This window comes from Paraburkholderia oxyphila NBRC 105797 (genome assembly GCF_000685075.1).
GTDB lineage: Bacteria > Pseudomonadota > Gammaproteobacteria > Burkholderiales > Burkholderiaceae > Paraburkholderia > Paraburkholderia oxyphila.
Window position 1 is genome coordinate 152,898 of record NZ_BAYD01000012.1, and the last position, 20,338, is coordinate 173,235.

At 64.4% G+C, this 20,338-nt stretch carries 17 protein-coding genes and 1 pseudogene; 14 read left to right on the forward strand and 4 right to left on the reverse strand.

Annotated elements, in window-relative coordinates:
* Window positions 1–44 precede the first annotated feature (44 nt).
* The 3 genes and pseudogenes from BO1_RS61970 to BO1_RS11215 all read left to right on the forward strand — a co-directional run bounded on the left by BO1_RS61970 (window position 45) and on the right by BO1_RS11215 (window position 1,642).
* A pseudogene (locus tag BO1_RS61970) lies at window positions 45–475 on the forward strand (STM2901 family protein).
* Window positions 475–822 carry a DUF1493 family protein gene (locus BO1_RS11210; protein ID WP_028217642.1) on the forward strand — a complete coding sequence of 116 codons (348 nt, stop codon included), beginning with the start codon at window positions 475–477 and terminating at the stop codon, window positions 820–822. The pseudogene BO1_RS61970 and the gene BO1_RS11210 overlap by 1 nt, the downstream one beginning before the upstream one ends.
* Before the next feature lie 214 nt (window positions 823–1,036).
* A complete protein-coding gene (locus BO1_RS11215; protein ID WP_028217643.1) occupies window positions 1,037–1,642 on the forward strand; it encodes a DUF4337 domain-containing protein in 606 nt (201 codons plus the stop codon).
* Window positions 1,643–1,729: 87 nt separating this feature from the next.
* Here the strand turns inward: BO1_RS11215 and BO1_RS11220 are convergent, their stop codons facing one another.
* On the reverse strand, window positions 1,730–2,194 hold the full coding sequence (locus BO1_RS11220; RefSeq protein WP_245643764.1) for a hypothetical protein: 465 nt from the start codon (window positions 2,192–2,194) through the stop codon (window positions 1,730–1,732).
* A 273-nt stretch (window positions 2,195–2,467) separates the two neighbouring features.
* Window positions 2,468–2,947: a DUF2501 domain-containing protein gene (locus tag BO1_RS11225; RefSeq protein WP_043284483.1), complete on the reverse strand. Its 480-nt coding sequence runs from the start codon at window positions 2,945–2,947 to the stop codon at window positions 2,468–2,470.
* A gap of 713 nt (window positions 2,948–3,660) precedes the next feature.
* Between BO1_RS11225 and BO1_RS50590 the strand changes: the two genes are divergently transcribed.
* A complete protein-coding gene (locus tag BO1_RS50590) occupies window positions 3,661–4,851 on the forward strand; it encodes a transposase (protein ID WP_043284485.1) in 1,191 nt (396 codons plus the stop codon).
* Window positions 4,852–5,116: 265 nt separating this feature from the next.
* On the opposite strand, the gene BO1_RS11235 is transcribed toward BO1_RS50590, so the two are convergent.
* On the reverse strand, window positions 5,117–6,637 hold the full coding sequence (locus tag BO1_RS11235; RefSeq protein WP_028217646.1) for a mannose-1-phosphate guanylyltransferase/mannose-6-phosphate isomerase: 1,521 nt from the start codon (window positions 6,635–6,637) through the stop codon (window positions 5,117–5,119).
* A gap of 119 nt (window positions 6,638–6,756) precedes the next feature.
* Complete coding sequence (locus tag BO1_RS58970; RefSeq protein ID WP_156992206.1) at window positions 6,757–6,996, reverse strand: hypothetical protein; 240 nt, start codon at window positions 6,994–6,996, stop codon at window positions 6,757–6,759.
* 147 nt (window positions 6,997–7,143) lie between these two features.
* Here BO1_RS58970 and BO1_RS11240 point away from each other — a divergent pair, with 147 nt between their 5' ends.
* The 10 genes from BO1_RS11240 to BO1_RS11285 all read left to right on the forward strand — a co-directional run bounded on the left by BO1_RS11240 (window position 7,144) and on the right by BO1_RS11285 (window position 20,302).
* On the forward strand, window positions 7,144–8,523 hold the full coding sequence (locus BO1_RS11240; RefSeq protein WP_028217647.1) for an undecaprenyl-phosphate glucose phosphotransferase: 1,380 nt from the start codon (window positions 7,144–7,146) through the stop codon (window positions 8,521–8,523).
* 109 nt (window positions 8,524–8,632) lie between these two features.
* Window positions 8,633–10,051 (forward strand): UDP-glucose dehydrogenase family protein, encoded by a 1,419-nt coding sequence (locus BO1_RS11245; RefSeq protein WP_028217648.1) that lies wholly within the window; start codon window positions 8,633–8,635, stop codon window positions 10,049–10,051.
* A gap of 60 nt (window positions 10,052–10,111) precedes the next feature.
* Window positions 10,112–10,561: a low molecular weight protein-tyrosine-phosphatase gene (locus BO1_RS11250; protein ID WP_028217649.1), complete on the forward strand. Its 450-nt coding sequence runs from the start codon at window positions 10,112–10,114 to the stop codon at window positions 10,559–10,561.
* On the forward strand, window positions 10,558–11,733 hold the full coding sequence (locus BO1_RS11255) for a polysaccharide biosynthesis/export family protein (RefSeq protein WP_043284487.1): 1,176 nt from the start codon (window positions 10,558–10,560) through the stop codon (window positions 11,731–11,733). Before BO1_RS11250 ends, BO1_RS11255 begins: the two co-directional genes overlap by 4 nt.
* Before the next feature lie 57 nt (window positions 11,734–11,790).
* Complete coding sequence (locus BO1_RS11260) at window positions 11,791–14,016, forward strand: polysaccharide biosynthesis tyrosine autokinase (RefSeq protein WP_043284489.1); 2,226 nt, start codon at window positions 11,791–11,793, stop codon at window positions 14,014–14,016.
* Between the two features lie 55 nt (window positions 14,017–14,071).
* Window positions 14,072–14,998 (forward strand): glycosyltransferase family 2 protein, encoded by a 927-nt coding sequence (locus BO1_RS11265; RefSeq protein ID WP_028217652.1) that lies wholly within the window; start codon window positions 14,072–14,074, stop codon window positions 14,996–14,998.
* 111 nt (window positions 14,999–15,109) lie between these two features.
* Complete coding sequence (locus BO1_RS11270) at window positions 15,110–16,291, forward strand: glycosyltransferase (RefSeq protein WP_028217653.1); 1,182 nt, start codon at window positions 15,110–15,112, stop codon at window positions 16,289–16,291.
* A 2-nt stretch (window positions 16,292–16,293) separates the two neighbouring features.
* Window positions 16,294–17,826, forward strand: a complete 1,533-nt coding sequence (locus BO1_RS50595) for a glucose-6-phosphate isomerase (RefSeq protein ID WP_245643765.1) — start codon at window positions 16,294–16,296, stop codon at window positions 17,824–17,826.
* Entirely contained in the window at window positions 17,823–19,067 is a 1,245-nt protein-coding gene (locus tag BO1_RS50600) for a glycosyltransferase family 4 protein (protein ID WP_084687881.1), read from the forward strand. The genes BO1_RS50595 and BO1_RS50600 overlap by 4 nt, the downstream gene beginning before the upstream one ends.
* A 65-nt stretch (window positions 19,068–19,132) precedes the next feature.
* On the forward strand, window positions 19,133–20,302 hold the full coding sequence (locus tag BO1_RS11285) for a glycosyltransferase family 4 protein (protein WP_028217654.1): 1,170 nt from the start codon (window positions 19,133–19,135) through the stop codon (window positions 20,300–20,302).
* Window positions 20,303–20,338: the final 36 nt, after the last annotated feature.

Consider the following 20,338-nt stretch of genomic DNA (forward strand, 5'->3'; position numbering starts at 1 on the left):
TTCGCGTCTAAATATATCCACATTGAATGGCGGCATCTTCATATATGAGCAATACTTACCAATACGGAATTCACGAAGGGCTAACGCCATCAGAATTGTTTTTCTCGTCGTTGTAGATGAGACTTGCAAGCAACTGGGCGTCGATGACGTGGTTGGCGTCGGCATGGTTCTACTGGGTCAGCGGTACATCCCAACGCGTAGCAAATTTGCGGGCGCGGTCAAGGGGACTTCGGTAGCCTCAGTCGTTTCGCGCCGTCTCCTGCCCTATGAATTCAAACGAGGAGTTTTACCAACGGTGACGTCGTTCAAGAGCCTCATCCTGCTGAGGATCAAGTTCACGCGGAGTCTAGGCGCGTTCGTGGGTCGCGCTATTCCTGGAGTAGGCTGGGTTATCTTGGCGACCGATGTTTCGACCATTCTCTACCGTTCGGTTGTCGCCTATAACCAGCTCGCAAAACCTGAGGATCGTCTGTAATGGTGGATGCCTGGACTGAGCTTGAGGAGTTCATCAGGAAGGAGGCCGGCGAGCCGCTGATCGGCAAGCTGGATCTCACGCGTGACGTGGACCTTTACCACGATCTGGACATGAACCCGCCGCACATCGACCGATTGCTCAAACAGTGGGCTGAGCAGTTCAACATCGATATGACCAGCTTCGATCTCCACGACTACTACCCCTCTGAGAAGCTTGGCATTGGCTCGTTTCTGGCGGCAGTGGTGAAGTCTCCGTTTAGTGCCCGGACGCGCGAAATGTTGGGCGGCCACGCATTGACGCTCGGAATGATGGAAGAAGCTATGAAAAAGGGACGATGGCAAGAATAAAGCCGAATGGGCTTTTTTCATATTTGCAAGATCATTTTCGCCGAACAATGAGCTTTCAATTAAATTGGCAATTAATACGTTTCCCTTTCTCTGTGTGACATGCGTAACGGATACTGGACAAGCGGCCCGCGCTCACGATAATTGAGCGTTTCGCGAGAACACGGTGAGGCATGTACCGTGCGCGAAGGTATCTGAGTTACCGGAGAGTCGTTGGATGTCTGAAGACTATGAAGTGCACGGTCCGCACGATCACGCGGTCGAGCACGCGGCCGCCGGCCGCGGCGGTCATGGCGATGGGGAGCGCGATCCGTTTCCGGGCCGCATGGCGGTGATGACCGCGATACTTGCTTCGATTGGCGCGATCCTCGCTTACCAGAGCGGCAACAGCGAAAATCTCGCGCTCTACTATAAGAATGAAGCGGCGATTCGCAAGACCGAAGCGGCGAATCAATGGGCGTATTACCAGGCGAAAGGCGAGAAGGAGAATCTCGCCGAATTGGGCGCTGCGCTTTCCGCGCTCACGCCGAACTCGAGCGAAGCGCAGCGCCGCTTTGCCGCCGACGTCGATCGCTATCGAAAGCAGAAGGAGCCCATTCGCGCGCAGGCGGAGTCGCTCGAGAAGCAGGTGGCCGAGGACGACGCGCGCGCCGAGGCCCTGCTGCACGGTCACCATCGCTGGGCCCAGGCGACCACGCTGATTCAGATTTCGATCGCCCTCACGGCAATTACGCTGCTCACGCGGAGCAAGTGGCTGCTGTGGACTTCGCTGGGCGTTGGCGCGGCGGGCGTGGTGCTGGGCGCATTGGCGTTCTTCGCCTGAGCGATCCTCGTCAGGCGTTGTTCACCTGGCCGGGAAGCGGTGTACCGCGCGCGTGGACCGTGAGTGCAGGCCGCTCTTGCGAACGCCTCAGCCGCCGCAAACGATGGCCGTGAGCAGCAGTGGCACGACCGATTGCACGGTGACGTCGCTATTGGCCTCGCGCACACGCGTGCGGACCGATTCCGCTGGGGCGGAGACAACGACGCCATAGAGCGGCGCATCGAGCTCCTTGCCCGCGCCGCGATGGAAGAGCGTGTCGTCGTGCGCGTAGCCGAGCACGACGTAGATGGGAAAGCCGAACGCGCTCAGCCGGCTGCCGTGCACGGGGCTGAATGCGTTGACCGAATTGGCTTCCACCCGGCTCGGCGTCGGGTCGATGGACTTTTCTGCAATCAGCGTTGAAATGAATTCATGCGGGTTCGACTTGCAGTCGAACTGTTCGTCGTGGGATTGCGCCTTCGCGACGTGCGGCACGAGAAGGGCGGCAAGCCCCGCGCAAAGCGCGCAAAGCATGACGAAGAAAGGCACTACGGAGACTCGATGCTGGTTCATGGCAGTGACTTGCATTCCGCGTGAACCCATTCGACACCCAAACGCCGCTGGTGTTCAAGCGCCGCGGCACGGAAATTGCGCAATTCTGCGCCGCACCGCACATTCAGTGTGACCCAGTGGGTCAGACCCGGTCGGGCAGACCCGGTCGGGCAGACCCGGTCGGGCAGACCCCTTCGGGCAGACCCAGTCGGACAGATCTCTGGACCGCAAAAGCCGGCCGCCTCGCGCGTGCACGCGGGCGTGGCCGAGCTTGTAGCGGTCCCGCGCGTTCTATTAAAGCATTGATTTCGCCTGGGTCAGGATCTTGTCGCAAACCTGTTTGGTGGCCGCTTCTTTCAGGCCGTTGCCGGAGAGGTCGAGTTGCGAGCCATTGCCGGCCGTGAGGATGCCGTTGCTGCCCTGCGCGTAGCCGGTGTCCGTGGTGGCAGCGCCGCCGGGCAGCTTGCTGAGCAGCGAGTCTTTCACGCTGCTGGCAGAGTCGGCATTGAGGTAATTGTTCTTGATGCAGTACTGAAGCAGGCCCGTGACGTTGCCGACGCTGCTCGAGGTGAGCGAGGAGCCCGAAAGCGTGCTGCCGAGGCCGCCGAGATTGCCCAGACTGCCGCCCGCGCCCGAAGTCGAGCCGCTGCCTCCTGCCTGGTTGAGGAGGTTGCCAAGCTGGGCTTGCGCCGCATTCCACGGCGCAAGCAGAGCGGCGGCGACACCGGTCGCGGCGATCAGGGCGCGGGCGCCGCGCAATGCTGAAGTATGCATACACGAATCTCCTGGATAACAAGCGGTGTGATCACTGAGGCCCTCGTACTATAGACGGATTCGCCGCGCGGCCTTTGCTGCGTGGCCGCGTATGTGCGGGGCATGAAATGACGGGTGCAACCCGCTGGAGGACTGTGTTTCATCGCTGTGTCACTTGTTGCGGGCACAACAGAGCCACGGGGAAGATGGGCGGCAACGATGTCGCCGGAGAAGAGGGCGGCCCGGATAGCCGGCATGCATGGCGAAGCGCCCAGTTGCATGAAGCGTGACGGGGTCTGGCACGAGATGGATGCACGAGGGCGCATCGAGTTGTTGGGGGAAGGAAAGCAAAGGACTTGCGAAAGGGCGAAAAAGGCCTTGCCGCAAGGGCTTTTCGAAGTCGTGAGGGGAGCGCAAGCGAGTTTGCAAGTGCGAACCCGCATAATCTGGGCCACACAAAGGGTTACTTTGTTTCTAACCGTAACACTTATTACCGCCCTCCTCATCGGCTGGTCTCAGGTGGTATGCTTCCTGCACAAATTCTCCCTTGCACGAGTGAGACCACGTTCTTTGCGTCACTTCCGTGAATACACGCACTGCCAATGTGCGGCCGGAGGAGCAAATGAACATGTCATATAACCATATGGTGCAACCGAGCACGCCAACGCGGACAGCAAGATCCGCGAGCGAAGGCTCCGTCACAGCAGCCCCGGTCCGGCTGCGTGGAGAACAGCATGAATTTCGAAGAACTGAGCGATGACGAGTGGATGCTGGTGTCCTCGCTCGTATCCGATGAACCTCCCATACGGCTGAACCGCCGCGGCCGCCCGCGCGCGGAGCCGCGTGTCGTAGCGAACGCTGTGCTGTGGATCTTGACGACCGGTGAATCCTGGTCGCGTCTGCCCGCGCGCTATCCTTCCGGGCCGACCTGCCGTCGCCGTTTCGAGGAATGGCACGTGAGCGGCACGCTCGGCGAGCTCGTCAAGCTGCTCGTGCAGCGTGGCCGCAGCTTCGTCTACGTGCCCGAGCCCGTGCAGCCTCAGGTGGCCGTGCAGAGCCCGCAGGCGGCCCAGTCGGTGGCTGCCGTGGCCGAGGAAGTCGTCGAAGACGATGGCCTGCCCGCGGTCTACTGGAAGAGCCCCGAGGCATGGCAGGCGCCCGCGTCGGTTGCCGACGCGCCGCTCGCCAACCCTATCGAGAGCATGACGCGTCAGCTCGTGAGTCTGGACGACGGCCTCACGCAGTCCGCCAGACCGGCTCATGCGCAGCACATGCCGCATCGCTCGCAACCGTCTCACGGATCGGGTGCCGTGCCGCGTCCTGCCGACGCGAGCGCGAGCGTGCCTGTTGCCAGCCGCACGGTGGTGAGCGACGAGACGCTCGAGGCCGAAGGCGATGCGCCGTGGACGAACGCCACGCCGCAAGCTGCGCAGATCGCGCACTGGCGCGGCTATGAGATCCAGTTGAGCGTGGAGCCCGCGCGCAACGACATGTATCGCGCGGCCGTGGAAATCCTCAAGGACGGCAAGCGCGTGGAGCGCTCGGGCCTCATCGGGCCGCCGTTCGGCGATGACGAAGCGGCGCGGCACTACGCGTTCGACTGGGCGCGTGAATGGATCGAGCGTGAAATGCCTGGCGGCGCAGACAGCGATTCTGCTGGCGGCGTGAGCGCGTCCGCTAACGGTCAGTCCGTGGCGTTCCCGCATGCCCCGAGTTCCGTCGTCACGCGCGCCATGCCCGCTGTTGCGGTGAGCGCCGCCGTTGCCACGAATGCCGCCGGCAGCGTGCACAACGCGCCGTTGCAGCGCTATACCTCGAGCACCGTGCGGCGCAGTGGCGGCGAAGTCCGCGATGCTTCCTCCGCAAGCAGTGCCAGCGCCGAACGCCGCCACCACATCTCGCGGTTCAGAACGCATCTGGGCTGAGAGCCGGCGCACGCCGGCGCCTGCGCCCGTCTTCCGCAGCTTCGTTTCCGTCGTAGTCGTCGCATCGCCCGTCGAGCGAACGTTACTCATCGCTGTCTTGCACACTGGCTTCGCACTTGCGGCCGTAGCGGTTGAATCTTCGAACCTCCCGAATGTTCGCCGCTACAGCCGCCAGTGATGTCTCCGTCCGTGTTCCCACTGTCTGTCTGCTGCGTTGGCGGCGGGGCGCTCTACGGCGCCCCTTTGACCGCCTTACTGCACCACGTTACTGCCGGCCGTACTGATCGTCGAGACGCACGATGTCGTCTTCGCCGAGGTACGAGCCCGACTGCACCTCGATGATCTCGAGCGGCATCTTGCCCGGATTCTCGAGGCGGTGTGACACGCCCAGCGGAATGTAGGCCGATTCGTTTTCCGAAACGATGAAGCGCTCGTCGCCGCGCGTGACGAGTGCCGTGCCGCGCACGACGACCCAGTGCTCGGCGCGGTGGTGGTGCATTTGCAGCGACAGGCGCGCGCCAGGTTCGACCACGATGCGCTTGACCTGGAAGCGCTCGCCGCTGTCGACGCTGTCGTAGTGGCCCCACGGGCGATGCACGAGACGATGCGCGACGGCTTCGCTGCGGCGTTGCGACTTCAGGCGCTGAACGATCTTCTTCACGTCCTGGGCGCGCGAGCGGTCGGCCACGAGCACGGCGTCGGCGGTTTCGACCACCACCAGGTTCTCGGTGCCGAGGCAGGCGATCAGGCGTCCGTCCGAGTGCGCGAAGGTATCGCTTGCGCCTTCGAACATCACCTCGCCCTGGGCCACGTTGCCCGCATCGTCCTTCGCGGCGACTTGCCAGACGGTGTCCCACGAGCCGAGATCGGTCCAGCCCGCGGCGAGCGGCACGACCACGCCGCCGGCCACGGTGGTGTCGGCAGATAGCGGCTCCATCACGGCATAGTCGATCGAGTTGGACGGCGAGCGCGCAAATGCTTCGCTGTCCACACGGAAGAAGTCGCCGTCGGCCTTGCCGTGCTCCACGGCGGCCGCGCAGGCCTCGTAGATGGCGGGCTGGAAATGGCGAATGGCCTTGAGCCACGTGCTGGCGCGCATGATGAAGATGCCGCTGTTCCACCAGTAGCGCTGCGAGGCGACGTATTGCTGCGCGAGCTCGAAGTAGGGCTTCTCGACGAAGCCGTTCAAGCGCCGTGCGCCGGCCTGGTCTTCGGCCGCGAGCGGCTCGCCCACGTGGATGTAGCCATAGCCCGTCTCGGCGCGCGTGGGCACGATGCCCATCGTCACGATCTGGCCGTTGGCCGCGTGACGCACGCCATCGGCAACGGCGGCGTGGAACGCCGCGAGGTCCGCGAGCGCGTGGTCCGCGGGCATCACCACGAGAATGCCGTCCTGCTGCTCGGCGACTACGGACAGCGCGGCAATCGTGAGCGCCGGCGCCGTGTCGCGCGCGAGCGGCTCGAGAATGAGGCGCGCTTCCTTGCCTGCCGCGCGAACCTGGTCGGCGGTGGTGAAGCGGTGCTCCTCGTTGCAGACGATCATCAGCTTGTCGGCGAGCGTGACGCGTTCGGCGAGCGCGTCGAGACGGCCTGCCGTATCCGCGAGCAAGGAACGCTCGCCAACGAGGTTGATCATCTGCTTCGGGTATTGTTCGCGCGATAGTGGCCACAGCCGCGAGCCCGCGCCGCCTGCAAGCACCACAGGGCAGACTTGCAGCGCGCTGCGCGATTCGGCGCGCGCATCGGCCACGCGTGCCGATGTCGTTGCGGAACCCGTATCCGTCATCTCACTCTCCTGAAAGGGGTTTCGGTTCTGCGATTTGTAGCATGCTTAAAATCGATATAAATAGATTCGTAAAGAAGAAAACGGAAAATATTCAGATCAAATTAAAAATAACGAATCCGTCACAATGCATCGCCAATAAAAATTCGAATAAAAATGGCGTGCCGCTTCTGGAGTGCTTCGGCCGGGTCAAAAATTAATCGGGGTCTGGCGCCCGCGGTCCGGCAAATTTTGCCGTTCTGGTGGCGCACCGGCAGCCCTTGCAGCCGCAACTTCCGGAAAACGTTGCCGAAAAAATCACACAAAAAATAGACCGTTAGCAACGAAACATTTGGAGATACTTTTTGGCGTTGCGCATTCAATTTTTATCGTGCTTTATTAGGGTTTATTCGGATGCGATTCATCAGCGCCGGGCGAGCCCGGTGCACTTTTCCCTGATTCCTGTAAGCGGCGGCCATGATGCGTAGCGCGTGGCTGCAATTCTTTTTTTCCAACCCGAGGTGCCGGACATGCTGAGCGTTCTAGCCAGAATCATCGATCTTGCCGCCATCGCCGCCGGCGCCCTGGTCGCGGCCGCCCTGCACCACGGTAAATTCGCGGCGCTCTCCGATATGGAGAGCGTGGCGCTCGCCTTCAATTGCGTGCTCGCGATCTGGATGTTCCCGGCTTTCGGCATCTACCAGTCGTGGCGCGGCAAGTCGCTCTACGTGCTCGCGGCCCGCGTGTGCGCCGCGTGGATCGCGGTGGAGTGCACGGGCATTCTGCTGTCGTTCAGCGTGCACCGCGCCGATTCGCTTTCGCGCGTGTGGCTCGCCTGGTGGGTGGTCGCTTCGGTCGCGTTGCTGATCGTCTCGAAGACACTCGTGCACATGGTGCTGCGCAGCCTGCGCCGCGAAGGCTACAACCAGAAGGCGGTGGCCGTGGTGGGCGATCATCGCTGCTCGCGCTTCCTGATCGAGCAGATGAAGAGCCGTCCCGAGGCGGGCTTTCATCCCGCGCTCGTGTTCGACGAAAACAGCGACGCCGATGGCGAGGCGCGCCTCGATGGCGTGCCCGTCGAGCACGACCTGCAGGCCATGCTGGCCTACGTGCGCGAGCACGACGTGCGCGAAATGTGGCTCGCGCTGCCGATCACGAAGGAGCGCACGATCCATCGCATCGTGATGGCGCTGCGCAACGACTTCGTGAACATCCGCTTCATTCCGGACGTGCGCAGCCTGTCGTTCTTCAGCCAGCCCGTGGTCGATCTGCTTGGCGTGCCGGCCATCAATCTCGCGGCGTCGCCGGTCACGGATCTGCGCGTGCTGCCCAAGCGCGTATTCGACGTCGCCTTTGCAGGCGCCGTGCTGGTGGCGCTCGCGCCGCTGCTGGCGGTCATTTCGCTGGCCGTGAAGCTGACCTCGCATGGGCCGGTCTTCTTCAAGCAGCGCCGCAAGGGGCTCGACGGCAACGAGTTCGAGATCTACAAGTTCCGCTCGATGAAGGTTCACGCGGAAGTGGCGGGCCAGGTCACGCAGGCGCGCCGCAACGACCCGCGCATCACACGCGTGGGCGCCTTCCTGCGCCGCACGAGCCTCGACGAGCTGCCGCAATTCATCAACGTGCTCAAGGGCGAGATGTCGGTGGTGGGGCCGCGTCCGCACGCGCTTGCGCACGACGACATCTACAAGGACCTCGTGCGCGGCTACATGGCGCGCTATCGCATCAAGCCCGGCATTACGGGCTGGGCGCAGGTCAACGGCTACCGCGGCGAAACCGACCGCGTGGAAAAAATGCGCGACCGTGTGCGTTTCGATCTGCACTACATGCAGCACTGGAGCTTCGGTCTCGATCTGCGGATCGTGGCGATGACCATGTGGAAAGGCTTCGCAGGCCAGAACGCATATTGAGCGACCCGGGTCCGCGCTTTGCATATGCGTGCGTATGCACTACGCATTGCGCTGCGCATGACCGCGCGGCCCGGACGGACACCAACAGGCAATCACAATTGAGGTGGGCATGAATCTGACGATCATTGGCAGCGGTTATGTGGGTCTCGTAACGGGCGCCTGTCTGGCCGACATCGGCAACGACGTGTTCTGTCTCGACGTCGACCCGCGCAAAATCGACCTGCTCAATCAAGGCGTCGTGCCGATTCACGAGCCGGGCCTCCACGAGATCATCGAGCGCAACCGGCGCGCGCGCCGGCTCACGTTCTCGACCGACGTCGAGGCGGCCGTCGCGCATGGCGACGTGCAGTTCATCGCGGTGGGCACGCCTCCCGACGAAGACGGCTCCGCCGATCTGCAATACGTGCTGGCGGCCGCGCGCAATATCGGCCGCCACATGAGCGGCTTCAAGGTGATCGTCGACAAGTCGACGGTGCCGGTGGGAACCGCCGCGCTCGTGCGCGACGCGATCGCCTCCGAATTGCACAAGCGCGGCGAGCGCCACATGTTCTCGGTGGTCTCGAACCCCGAGTTCCTGAAAGAGGGCGCCGCCGTGGATGATTTCGCGCGCCCCGACCGCATCGTGCTGGGCTGCGACGACGACGTGCCAGGCGAGCGTGCGCGCGAGCTGATCAAGCGCCTGTACGCGCCGTTCAACCGCAATCACGAGCGCACGCTCTACATGGACGTGCATTCCGCCGAATTCACGAAGTACGCGGCCAACGCCATGCTCGCCACGCGCATCTCGTTCATGAACGAGCTCGCGAATCTCGCTGACCGCGTGGGCGCCGACATCGAGGCCGTGCGTCGCGGCATCGGCTCGGACCCGCGCATCGGCTACGACTTTCTCTATGCGGGCTGCGGCTATGGCGGCTCGTGCTTCCCGAAGGACGTCAAGGCACTGATGCGCACGGCTGAGGATTTCGGCGAGCCGCTGCAGATCCTGCGCGCGGTGGAAGCGGTCAACGACGCGCAGAAGCAGGTGCTCGCGCAGAAGATCGTCACGCGCTTCGGCTCCGACCTCACGGGCCGCACCTTCGGCCTCTGGGGTCTCGCGTTCAAGCCCAATACCGACGACATGCGCGAAGCGCCGAGCCGCACGCTGATCGCCGAGCTGCTCGCGCGCGGCGCGCGCGTGGTGGCCTACGACCCGGTTGCCATGGAAGAAGCGCAGCGCGTGCTCGCGCTCGATCTGGCAAAGACGCCCGAGCAGCTCGAGCGCCTCGCCTACGTGCAGGACGCCATGGAAGCCGCCAACGGCGCGGACGCACTGTTGGTCGCCACGGAGTGGAAGGTGTTCAAGGCGCCGGACTTCGAGACGCTCAAGGAGCAGTTGAAGACGCCGATCGTGTTCGACGGGCGCAATCTCTACGATCCGCTCGCGCTGCAGGAGCTCGGCATCGAATATCACGCGGTGGGCCGCGCGAGCGCGTCGCAGGCTGGCCGCACGCGTGCAGAAGCCGCCGCGCAGACGCGCGTCACGGCGTAGCAGCCTTCAAGCGCCTGCGTTTTACGCAGGGAATCAGGAACCCTGAGGAGCCACTGGGCCATGTTCAAGGACGTATTGATCGTCTGCCATGCAAATGTCTGCCGCTCGCCCGCGGCGGAACAGCTCTTTCGCACGCGCTTTCGCGAGCAGGCGGGGGAACGTGCAGGCACGTTTCACTCGGCGGGTTTGCGCGCGCTGGAAGGCGAGGACATGGACCCGGTGATGCAACGCCTGCTCACCGAGCGCGGCGTGGAGGTGGGCGAGCATCGCTCGCGCCGCCTCACGCGCCGCCTCGTGCGCAAAGCGGACCTCGTGCTCGTGACGGAGCGCCACCAGGTGCTCGCCGTCGAGCGTATCGAACCGACCGCGCACGGCAAGGTGTACGCGCTCGGTAATTGGGAAAATTCGGATGTCGCCGATCCGCATGGCCTTGACGAGGCCGCGTATCGCGAGAGTCTGGAGTTGATGGATCGACTGGTTAAGGGATGGCTGAGCCGAATATGCCAATGAGAAAACTCAATCTGATGACTGCGCTGGCGTTGAGCGCCTTCGTAGCCGCGTGCTCCACGGCGCCCGGCAACTATCTCGACACGTCGAGCCTCAAAGAGCAGAAGAGCAACGAGCCGCAGAAGCAGTACGACGTGCAGCTGATCACTCCGCAACTCGTCATGCAGCAGGCGCAGGCCGCCGCGGCCGCCCAGAACAACGAGGTGCCGCCGGGCAAGTACGCGAATACCTCGGATTACACGTACCACATCGCGCCCCAGGACATTCTGGGCGTGACCGTGTACGACCACCCCGAGCTCTCGACGCCGCAAGGCTCGACCTTCTCGTCGGGCGGCAACACCACGCAGACCGTGGGGCAGGCGCTCACGCAGCCCTACACCAACGCGTTGCCGGGCGAGGCCGACCCGTACGGGCAGACAGTGGACAAGAACGGCACGATCTACTTCCCGTTCGTGGGCCGCGTGCAGGCGGCGGGCAAGACGCCTGGCCAGTTGCGCGACCAGCTGGCTTCCGGTCTCGGGCCGTACATCAAGAACCCGCAGGTGGACGTGCGCGTGCTCTCCTACCGCAGCCAGAAGGTCCAGGTCACCGGCGACGTGAAGACGCCGGGGCCGCTCTCGATGAGCGATGTGCCGCTGACGGTCGTGGACGCCATCACGCGCTCGGGCGGCTACACCGACAACGCCGACATCAACCGCGTGCACCTCACGCGCAACGGCAAGCTCTACATCATTGACGCCAACGCGATTCTCCAGGGCCACGACCAGAACCAGAACGTGGTCCTGCAGGACGGCGACATCATCAACGTGCCGGATCATTCGGACAGCCGGGTATTCATCATGGGCGAGGTGAAGACGCCGATCCAGACCAACCTGATTCGCGGCAAGCTCACCATTGCCGACGCGCTCACCACGGCCGGCGGCATTCTCGATACCGACGCGAACCCGCGCCAGATTTTCGTGATGCGCGGCATGAAGGACAACCCCACCCAGCCGGAGATCTACCGACTCGATATGACCAAGCCCGACGCGATCATGCTGTCGTCGCAATTCCAGTTGAAGCCGATGGATGTTGTGTACGTTGGCACTGCCGCTTCGGCCACCTTCAACCGTATGTTGCAAGAGATCTTGCCTTCGGTCGAGACAGCCTTCTACCTGAAGCAGCTCACGCGCTAAAAGCGTGCGGGCATTCTCTTCTCGCAACATGAATTAAAACGGGATCGAATCGTGAGTATGCAACAAGCCATCAGTCAGCCGGCCCCGGCGGCCCGCACAGAGGAAGAGGACGTCGTCCTCGGCCAGTTGCTGCGTGTCATCTTCGACGACATCGGCTGGCTCATCGCGATCGCGGCAGTCGTGGTCGGCGCAGCGGTGTTCTATTGCTTCGTGGCCAAGCCGGTCTATACGGCCGACACGCAGGTCCGCGTCGAGCAGCAGGACTACACGTCCCAGGCGCTCACGCAGACGCAGTCCGGCGCGAACGTCGCGAGCGGCCAGCAGGGCAGCCTGCCGACCGACGCCGAAATCCAGATGATCCAGAGCCGCAGCGTGCTCGAGCCGGTCGTCAAGCAGTTCAAGCTGAACTTCACGGCCGCGCCGGTCTCGCTGCCCATCATCGGCAGCCTCGCCGCGCGTCTCGCGACGCCGGGCACGCCCGCGCATCCGTGGTTCGGCTTGAAGGACTATGCGTGGGGCGGTGAAGTCCTCAACATCGACTCGATCCAGGTGGCGCCCGAGCTCGAAGGCCAGAAGCTCACGCTCACCGCGCTCGACGACAACCGCTACGTGATTTCCGGACCCGACGGCGGCCGCCTGCTCGAAGGCACGGTGGGCACGCCCGAGCAGGGCGGCGGCGTCACGCTGCTCGTGAAGGAGCTCAAGGCGCGCCCGGGCGAGCGTTTCAAGGTCGTGCGCATGAACGACCTCGATGCGGTCTCGGCGTTCCAGGGCGCTATCAAGGTGCAGGAGCAGGGCAAGCAGACGGGCGTGATCGACATCTCGCTCGAAGGCACCGACCCGCAAGCCGCGGCCGATATCGCCAACGCCGTTGCGCAGTCGTATCTGCGCGAGCACGTTGAAACCAAGCAAGCCGACGCGAGCAAGATGCTCGACTTCCTGCGCAGCGAGCAGCCGCGCCTGAAGGCCGACCTCGAGAACGCCGAAGCAGCGCTCACCGCCTATCAGAGCAAGTCAGGCTCGATCAACGCGAGCGACGAAGCCAAGATCTATCTGGACGGCAGCGTCCAGTACGAGCAGCAGATCTCGGCGCTGCAACTGCAGATCGCCTCGCTGCAGCAACGCTTCGGCGACCAGCACCCGGTGCTGATCGCGGCACGCCAGCAGCTCGCGCAACTGCAAGGCGAGCGCGCGAAGTACGACACGAAGTTCCGCGACCTGCCGGCCACCGAAGTGAAGGCCGTGCAGCTGCAGCGTGACGCGAAGGTGGCGGAAGACATCTACGTGCTGCTGCTCAACCGTATCCAGGAGCTTTCGGTGCAGCGCGTGGGCACGGGCGGCAACGTCCATATCGTCGACCCGGCGATGCGCCCGGGCGCGCCTTCGAAGCCGAAGAAGCTGCTCATCATCTCGGCGGCCGCGATGCTCGGCCTGATTCTCGGCACCGGCTTCGTGCTGATGCGCCGGAACATGTTCAAGGGCATCGTCGATCCGGACCAGATCGAGCGCACCTTCGATCTGCCCGTCTACGGTCTCGTGCCGCTTTCGGCGGAGCAGAGCGTGCTCGAAAAGCGCGCGCCGGTGCGCGGCGGCAACCGCCTGCGCGAAGTGCTCGCGAACGCGGCGCCCAAGGACCTCACGATCGAGAGCCTGCGCTCGCTGCGTACCTCGCTGCAGTTCAGCATCATGGATGCGCGCAATCACGTAGTCGTCCTGACCGGCTCGGTGCCGGGCGTGGGCAAGAGCTTCCTCACGGCGAACCTGGCCGTGCTGCTCGCCCACTCGGGCAAGCGCGTGCTGATGATCGACGGCGATATGCGCCGCGGTGCGCTCGAGCGCTACCTGGGCGGTCCGCAGGCCAACGGCTTCTCCGAGCTGCTCTCCGGCCAGATCGCGCTGGACGAGGCGATTCGTGCGACCGAAGTGGATAATCTGCACTTCATCTCGTGCGGCCGCCGTCCGCCGAATCCGTCCGAGCTCCTGATGTCGCCGCGCCTGAACCAGTACCTGGAAGGGCTTTCGAAGCGCTACGACATCCTGCTCGTGGACACGCCGCCGGTGCTCGCCGTGACCGACGCCGCCATCCTGAGCGGCCATGCGGGATCGACCTTCCTCGTGCTGCGCTCGGGAATCCATACGGATGCCGAAATCGCCGATACGCTCAAGCGTCTGCGCACCGCGGGCGTGCACGTGACCGGCGGGATCTTCAATGGCGTGCCGGCGCGCGCGCACGGCAAGTACGCGTACGGCTATACCGCCGTGCAGGAATACCTGAGCGCCTGATGCGCAGCGCGACCGCACTATGTCCAGCCCAGTCGAAACACCGGAGAAAAGCGCGATGAAAGTGACCGTGCTCGTGCCGACGTATCGGCGTCCTGACGATCTGGCGCGCTGTCTCTCGGCGCTGCTGCGCCAGGAGCGCACGCCGGAGCAGATCGTGGTGGTGGCGCGCGCCGACGACGCAGCCACCCATGCCTGTCTCGCGGAGCACGTGACGCCCCGCGTGCTCAACGTGGAGGTGGCGACCGTGGAAGAGCCGGGGCAGGTGGCCGCGCTCAACCGCGGCCTCGAGGCCGCGACGGGCGACGTGGTCGCCATCACCGACGACGATGCGGCGCCGCATGCCGACTGGGTCGCGCGCATCGCCGCGCACTTCGAGTCCGACGAGAAGCTTGGCGCGCTCGGCGGCCGTGACTGGGTCCACGAAGAAGGCCGCGTGCTGGACGGCGAGCGCACGCTCGTGGGGCGCGTGCAGCGCTCGGGCCGCATCGTCGGCAATCACCACCTGGGCGTGGGCGAAGCGCGCGAGGTCGATCTGCTCAAGGGGGCGAACATGAGCTACCGGCGCGCCGCGATCGGCGAGCTGCGCTTCGACCGGCGCCTGCGCGGCACGGGCGCTCAGACGCACAATGACATGGCGTTCAGCATGAGCGTGAAGCATGCGGGCTGGAAGCTCGTGTACGACCCGCGCGTGGCAGTCGACCATTTCCCCGCGGCGCGTCCCGGCGAGGATCCGCGCAATGCGCAGACGCTCGCCTCGATCCGCAACGCCGCCTACAACTTCCACCTGATCCTGCGCGGCCATCTTTCGCCGCTGCATCGCGAGATGGCCTGGTGGTGGTGGGCACTCATCGGCACCCGCGTCTACCCGGGCCTGCTGCATACGGGCCTGAGCGCAGTGCGCGCGGGCTCGCCTTCCGTCGCGTTCGCGCGCTGGCGCGCAGTGCGCGGCGGCGCGCGAGAGGCGCGCCGCGCAATCGCCTGAGCCGGAAGCGCCTCGCGTGTTGCGAGGCGCTTCCGGCCGGATCAGGCCGCCGGCCCAATTCGCGCCGACGCTTCACGCGCATTTTGCAATCGATTCAACGGAGGACCTTGAATGAGCAGTACGCAAGTCCACGTCCACCTCTTCTATGGTGCCGACCCGCGCCGTTACCGCAAGGGTGAAAACATCGGCTCCCTGTACGGCTACCATCACGCGGAGTCGGCGGAGTTCGCGCTCAATTACGCGCAGGACGCGAGCGAAAGCACGCCGGTGCGCTTCGCGCGCCGCGCGCTGAAGGCCGCGCTCGGCTTCGATTTCATTCACGCGTGGCGCAACCGCCGCGCGATTCTCGATTCGGACGTGATCTGGACGCACACGGAGCAGGAGCATCTGGCCGTGGCGTTAGTTCTGCTCATGAATGCGAAGAAGGGCGGCGCGCGTCCGCTGTTGCTCGCGCAAAGCGTGTGGCTGCTCGACCGTTGGCCCGGCTACGGCGCGCTGCGCCGCGCGTTCTACCGCCGCTTGCTCGCGCGCGCCGACCTGCTGACCACGCTCGCGAGTGAGAACGCGGCGCTATGCGGCGACTTTTTCGGCCGCCATGCGCGTCACGTGCTCTACGGCCTGAACACCCACGATTTCCCGTTGCGCCCGCCGTCGCACTGGAAGCCGAACACGCCCGTGCGCGTGGCCGGCATCGGCAACGACCGCGACCGCGACTGGACCACGCTCGTGGGCGCACTCGGCAACGACGCGCGCTATCAGGTGCGCATCGCCACGCGCCGGCGCATGCCGGCATCGGCACGCGCGTCGAACGTGGAGATCGTGCGCGTGTCCGGCATCCAGCAGCAGCATGCGCTTTATGAATGGGCCGATATCATCGTCGTGCCGCTGCGCCCCAACACGCACGCGTCCGGCATCACCGTGATGCTAGAGGCGGCGGCGCTCGGCAAGCCGATGATCGTGACGAAGGTGGGCGCGCTAGAAGACTACTTCGACGAAAAGGCCGCGTACTATGTCGAGCCGTTCAATACGCAGCAGTTGCGCGACGCCGTGAATGCGCTCGTCGACGATCCCGCGCGTGCGCTCGCCCAGGCGCGCGAGGCCTGCGAGCAACTGACCACGCGCGATCTCACGACCGAGAACTTCGCGCACCAGCACGCGCAACTCACGCGCGAGATGATGCGCGAGCGCGATCCGCGCGTGACGCAGCCTGCAAGTGCGGGCGTGGCGGCAGGCGTGCGGGCCTCGGGGCGAAATACGAGCCAAACTTCGAGCCAGGCGCCCGGCGGGATGTGATCATGCGAATTCCATCCACCATTCCGGCTTCGCCACCGCCGCCGCCGCGGCCTTCGCGGCCCATCAACGTGCGCGCCGTGCCCGCGAGCGCGCCGGCGGCGGCGAGGCGCAAGGGCCTGCGCAGCGCGCTCGGCCGCGATACGCTGCCGGTGATCGCGCTGTGGACCTTCACGACCCTGCTGATCATTGCGCACCAGGGCACGGTGCTCACGCTCGCGTTTCCCGTGCTCGCCATCGCCGTGGGCTTTTGGCTCTACTTCGTGAATCCGGTCCGCTATATCGGCTTCATGTGGTGGCTGTGGTTTCTGAGCCCCGAAGTGCGCCGTCTCGCCGACTTCGGCAAGGGCGGCTTCACGCCCACGAGTCTGATTCAGGTTGCGCCGCTCGCGGTCACGATGATCAGCGGGCTGTCACTGCTGCGCTACTACCCGATGCTCGCGCAGCGGCGCGGGCTGCCGATCCTGCTCGCGCTCTTCGGCATCGGTTACGGCTTTGTCGTGGGCGTGGTGGCGAGCGGTCCCGCCGCGGCCGTCTACGATCTGGCGAACTGGATCTATCCGTTCCTGATCGGCTTTCACATCATGGTGCTCACGCGTCAGTATCCCGAGTGCCGCGACACCATCGTGAACACCTTCATCTACGGCATGCTCGTGATGGGCGCCTACGGTCTCGTGCAGTTCTTCATCATGCCGCCGTGGGATGCCATGTGGATGATCGGCTCCGACATGAATTCGCAGGGCGACCCGGTGCCGCTCGGCGTGCGTGTGTTCAGCACGATGAACTCCTCGGGCCCGTTCGCGTTCGCGATGATGGGCGCGATGGTGCTCGTGATGGCCGCGAAGCACCGCGTGCGCTGGATCGCGGCCGCGTTTGGCTTCTTCTCGTTCGCACTCTCGCTGGTGCGCTCGACCTGGGGCGGCTGGGCGATCGCCATGGTGATCCAGCTGATGAAGTCGAGCAACAAGGTGCGCATTCGCATCATCGTGAGCGCGCTCGTGCTCGCGGGCGTGTGCGTGCCGCTGCTCACCTTCGGCCCGGTGGCCGACCGCATGCAGCAGCGTTTGAATACGCTCGTGAACCTGAAAGACGACCAGAGCTACGAGGCGCGTAACCAGTTCTATGCCGACTTCGCGAAGAAGGCCTTCACCGACGTGACGGGCGAGGGCCTGGGCGCCACCGGCGCATCGACGAAGCTTTCGAACAACAACGGCCAGCTTGGCCAATACGGCAGCTTCGACAGCGGCGTGATGAACATTCCGTTCGTGCTCGGCTGGCCCGGAACGCTGCTGTACATGTCCGGTGTGCTGTGGCTCATCGCGCGCGCGGTGCGCATCTCGTTGAGCATGCCCGACGACCGCTACGTCTGCGCGTGCCTGAGCCTCACGGTGTCGATCTTCGCGATGCTCGTGTTCACCAACTCGCTGGTCGGCACGGGTGGTCTGCTGCTGTTTTCGAGTGTGTTTTCCATTCTCAGCGCGGGGCACTGGAGCAAGCTGACTCGGCTCCAGACCCGGAACAGGGAGGTTTTCGATTGAGAGTCGCAATCGTCACGCACGTGGTGCGCCACAACGACGGCCAGGGGCGCGTCAATCATGAAATCGCGCGCGCGGCGCTCGAAGAAGGATTCGAGGTCACGCTGGTGGCCTCGCATGTTGCGCCGGAGCTGCTTGCGCATCCGAAAGTGAAGTGGGTGCCGGTGCAGCCGTCGCGCGCGTGGCCGACCAACCTGCTGCGCCAGCAGGTGTTCGCGCTCAAGAGCGCGCTGTGGCTGCGCCGCCATAAGCGAGAATACGACGTGCTGCATGTGAACGGCTTCATTACGTGGGCTCATGCCGACGTCAACACCGCGCACTTCGTGCACGGCGGCTGGGGGCGCAGCAAGTACTACCCGTTCGGGCTCACGGGCGGCGTATGGTCGGCGTACCAGTACATTTACACGCGCGCGAACGCGGTGCTCGAGCGCTGGGCCTACCGGCGCTCGCGCGTGATCGCGGCCGTCTCGCGCAAGGTAGCCGACGAGATCGTCGCATCGGGCGGCAACCCCGTCGAGCGGCTCGACGTGATCTACAACGGCGTGGATACACGCGCCTTCGCCTCGGCCAGTGCCGACCGCACGAAGTTCGAACTGCCCGCCGACAAATTCCTGCTGTTTTTCGTGGGCGATCTGCGCACGCCACGCAAGAACCTGGGCACGGTCCTGCATGCGCTCAAGCAACTGCCTGAGCGTGTGCATCTGGCGGTGGCGGGCTATCTGCCCGGCAGCCCGTACCCGGAAATGGCGCGGGAGCTGGGCATCGCCTCGCGCGTGCACTTTCTCGGCCTCGTGCGCGAGATGCCGATCCTGATGCGCAGCGTGGATGCCTACGTTTTTCCTTCGCGCTACGAAGCAATGAGTCTCTCATTGCTGGAAGCGCTGGCTGCGGGCCTGCCCGTGGTGACGGCGCAGACGGCGGGCGGGGCGGAGGTCATCACGCCAGAATGCGGGATTGTGCTGGACGACCCGGACGACGTGCCTGCGCTCGCGAAAGCGATCCTGCAACTCGCCGACGATACGCCGCGCCGCCTCGCGATGGGCGAGGCTGCCGCGCAACTGGCCGGAGAATTCGGCTGGGCGCGCATGGCCGCGCAGTATATCGCGCTGTATCGCCAATTGGCTGGCGACGCGGGCGCAACCGTGCGCAGCGAACCGCGCGACGAACCGCGCGGAGCGGAACACAACTTCACGGTGCAACCGCTGCCAGGCGCTCAGACGCTGCGGCGCGCAGAGACTCCCTGAAACTCATATCGGCCAGCAATTTGCCGTCGATTGACGGGCACATGGGCATAACAAGGATACGAGAGATGACAAAACATTCCATCCATTCGCTACAGATCGGCATGCACTGGTTTCCGGAGCGTGCGGGCGGACTTGACCGCATGTATTACTCGCTCGTGGGGGCGCTGCCCGGCGCGGGCGTGCACGTGCGCGGCGTGGTGGCCGGCTCGCCCAAAGTGGCCGAAGACAGCGGCGGTGCGATCCAGGGCTTCGGGTCGGCGGCGCGTGCCTTGCCGTTTCGGCTCATGGATGCGCGCCGTGCGCTGCGGCGCGAGATTCAGCGCCATCGTCCTGATGTGATTTCTTCGCACTTTGCGCTCTATACGTTCCCCGGGCTCGATGTCACGCGAGGCATTCCGCAGGTGTCGCATTTTCAGGGGCCTTGGGCGGATGAGAGCTTTGTCGAAGGTGCGGCTACGTTGAGCCAGCGGATCAAGCATTCGCTTGAACAGTCGGTGTACGAACGATCGTCGCGGCTCATCGTTTTGTCGAAGGCTTTCGGCGATATTCTTACGAAGCGTTATTCGATTTCGCCTGAGCGCGTGCGTATCGTGCCGGGTTGCGTGGATACCGCGCATTTCGATCCGGCTTGCACGCGCGCTGAGGCGCGGCTGAGACTGCAATTGCCGCAGAATCGTCCGATTGTGTTGGCTGTGCGGCGGCTTGTGCGGCGTATGGGTCTCGAAGACCTGATCGATGCGATGAAGGTGGTGAAGCAGCGTCACCCGGACGTGCTGCTGTTGATTGCCGGGCGCGGGCGGCTCGAAGCCGAGTTGAATCAGCGTATCGATGCGGCTGGGTTGACTGATAACGTCAAGCTGTTGGGGTTCGTGCCTGATGCGCATTTGCCTTCGCTTTATCGGGCTGCGACGCTGAGTGTCGTGCCTACTGTGGCGCTCGAGGGCTTTGGGCTCATTACCGTTGAGTCGCTTTCGGCGGGGACGCCGGTGCTGGTTACACCGGTGGGTGGGTTGCCTGAAGCAGTGGCCGGTCTCTCGCAGGACCTCGTGCTGCCGGAAACCGGCGCTGCCGCAATTGCCGAGGGGATCGATGCGGCGTTTTCGGGGCGTATCACGTTGCCCGATGAAGTTGCGTGCAAAACCTATGCGCGTGAGAACTTCGATAATGCTGTGATCGCCAAGCGCGTTGCCGATGTTTATGCGGAGGCGATCGCTGCCGCGAATGGCGTGCATTAAGGAGCTATTTTTTGGGGGATTTGTTTTCTTGGCCTT

Coding starts and splice junctions, on each gene's coding strand:
- BO1_RS11210 (WP_028217642.1), top strand. CDS start 475: ATGGTGGATGCCTGGACTGAGCTTGAGGAGTTCATCAGGAAGGAGGCC.
- BO1_RS11215 (WP_028217643.1), top strand. CDS start 1,037: ATGTCTGAAGACTATGAAGTGCACGGTCCGCACGATCACGCGGTCGAG.
- BO1_RS11220 (WP_245643764.1), bottom strand. CDS start 2,194: ATGAACCAGCATCGAGTCTCCGTAGTGCCTTTCTTCGTCATGCTTTGC.
- BO1_RS11225 (WP_043284483.1), bottom strand. CDS start 2,947: ATGCATACTTCAGCATTGCGCGGCGCCCGCGCCCTGATCGCCGCGACC.
- BO1_RS50590 (WP_043284485.1), top strand. CDS start 3,661: ATGAATTTCGAAGAACTGAGCGATGACGAGTGGATGCTGGTGTCCTCG.
- BO1_RS11235 (WP_028217646.1), bottom strand. CDS start 6,637: ATGACGGATACGGGTTCCGCAACGACATCGGCACGCGTGGCCGATGCG.
- BO1_RS11240 (WP_028217647.1), top strand. CDS start 7,144: ATGCTGAGCGTTCTAGCCAGAATCATCGATCTTGCCGCCATCGCCGCC.
- BO1_RS11245 (WP_028217648.1), top strand. CDS start 8,633: ATGAATCTGACGATCATTGGCAGCGGTTATGTGGGTCTCGTAACGGGC.
- BO1_RS11250 (WP_028217649.1), top strand. CDS start 10,112: ATGTTCAAGGACGTATTGATCGTCTGCCATGCAAATGTCTGCCGCTCG.
- BO1_RS11255 (WP_043284487.1), top strand. CDS start 10,558: ATGAGAAAACTCAATCTGATGACTGCGCTGGCGTTGAGCGCCTTCGTA.
- BO1_RS11260 (WP_043284489.1), top strand. CDS start 11,791: ATGCAACAAGCCATCAGTCAGCCGGCCCCGGCGGCCCGCACAGAGGAA.
- BO1_RS11265 (WP_028217652.1), top strand. CDS start 14,072: ATGAAAGTGACCGTGCTCGTGCCGACGTATCGGCGTCCTGACGATCTG.
- BO1_RS11270 (WP_028217653.1), top strand. CDS start 15,110: ATGAGCAGTACGCAAGTCCACGTCCACCTCTTCTATGGTGCCGACCCG.
- BO1_RS50595 (WP_245643765.1), top strand. CDS start 16,294: ATGCGAATTCCATCCACCATTCCGGCTTCGCCACCGCCGCCGCCGCGG.
- BO1_RS11285 (WP_028217654.1), top strand. CDS start 19,133: ATGACAAAACATTCCATCCATTCGCTACAGATCGGCATGCACTGGTTT.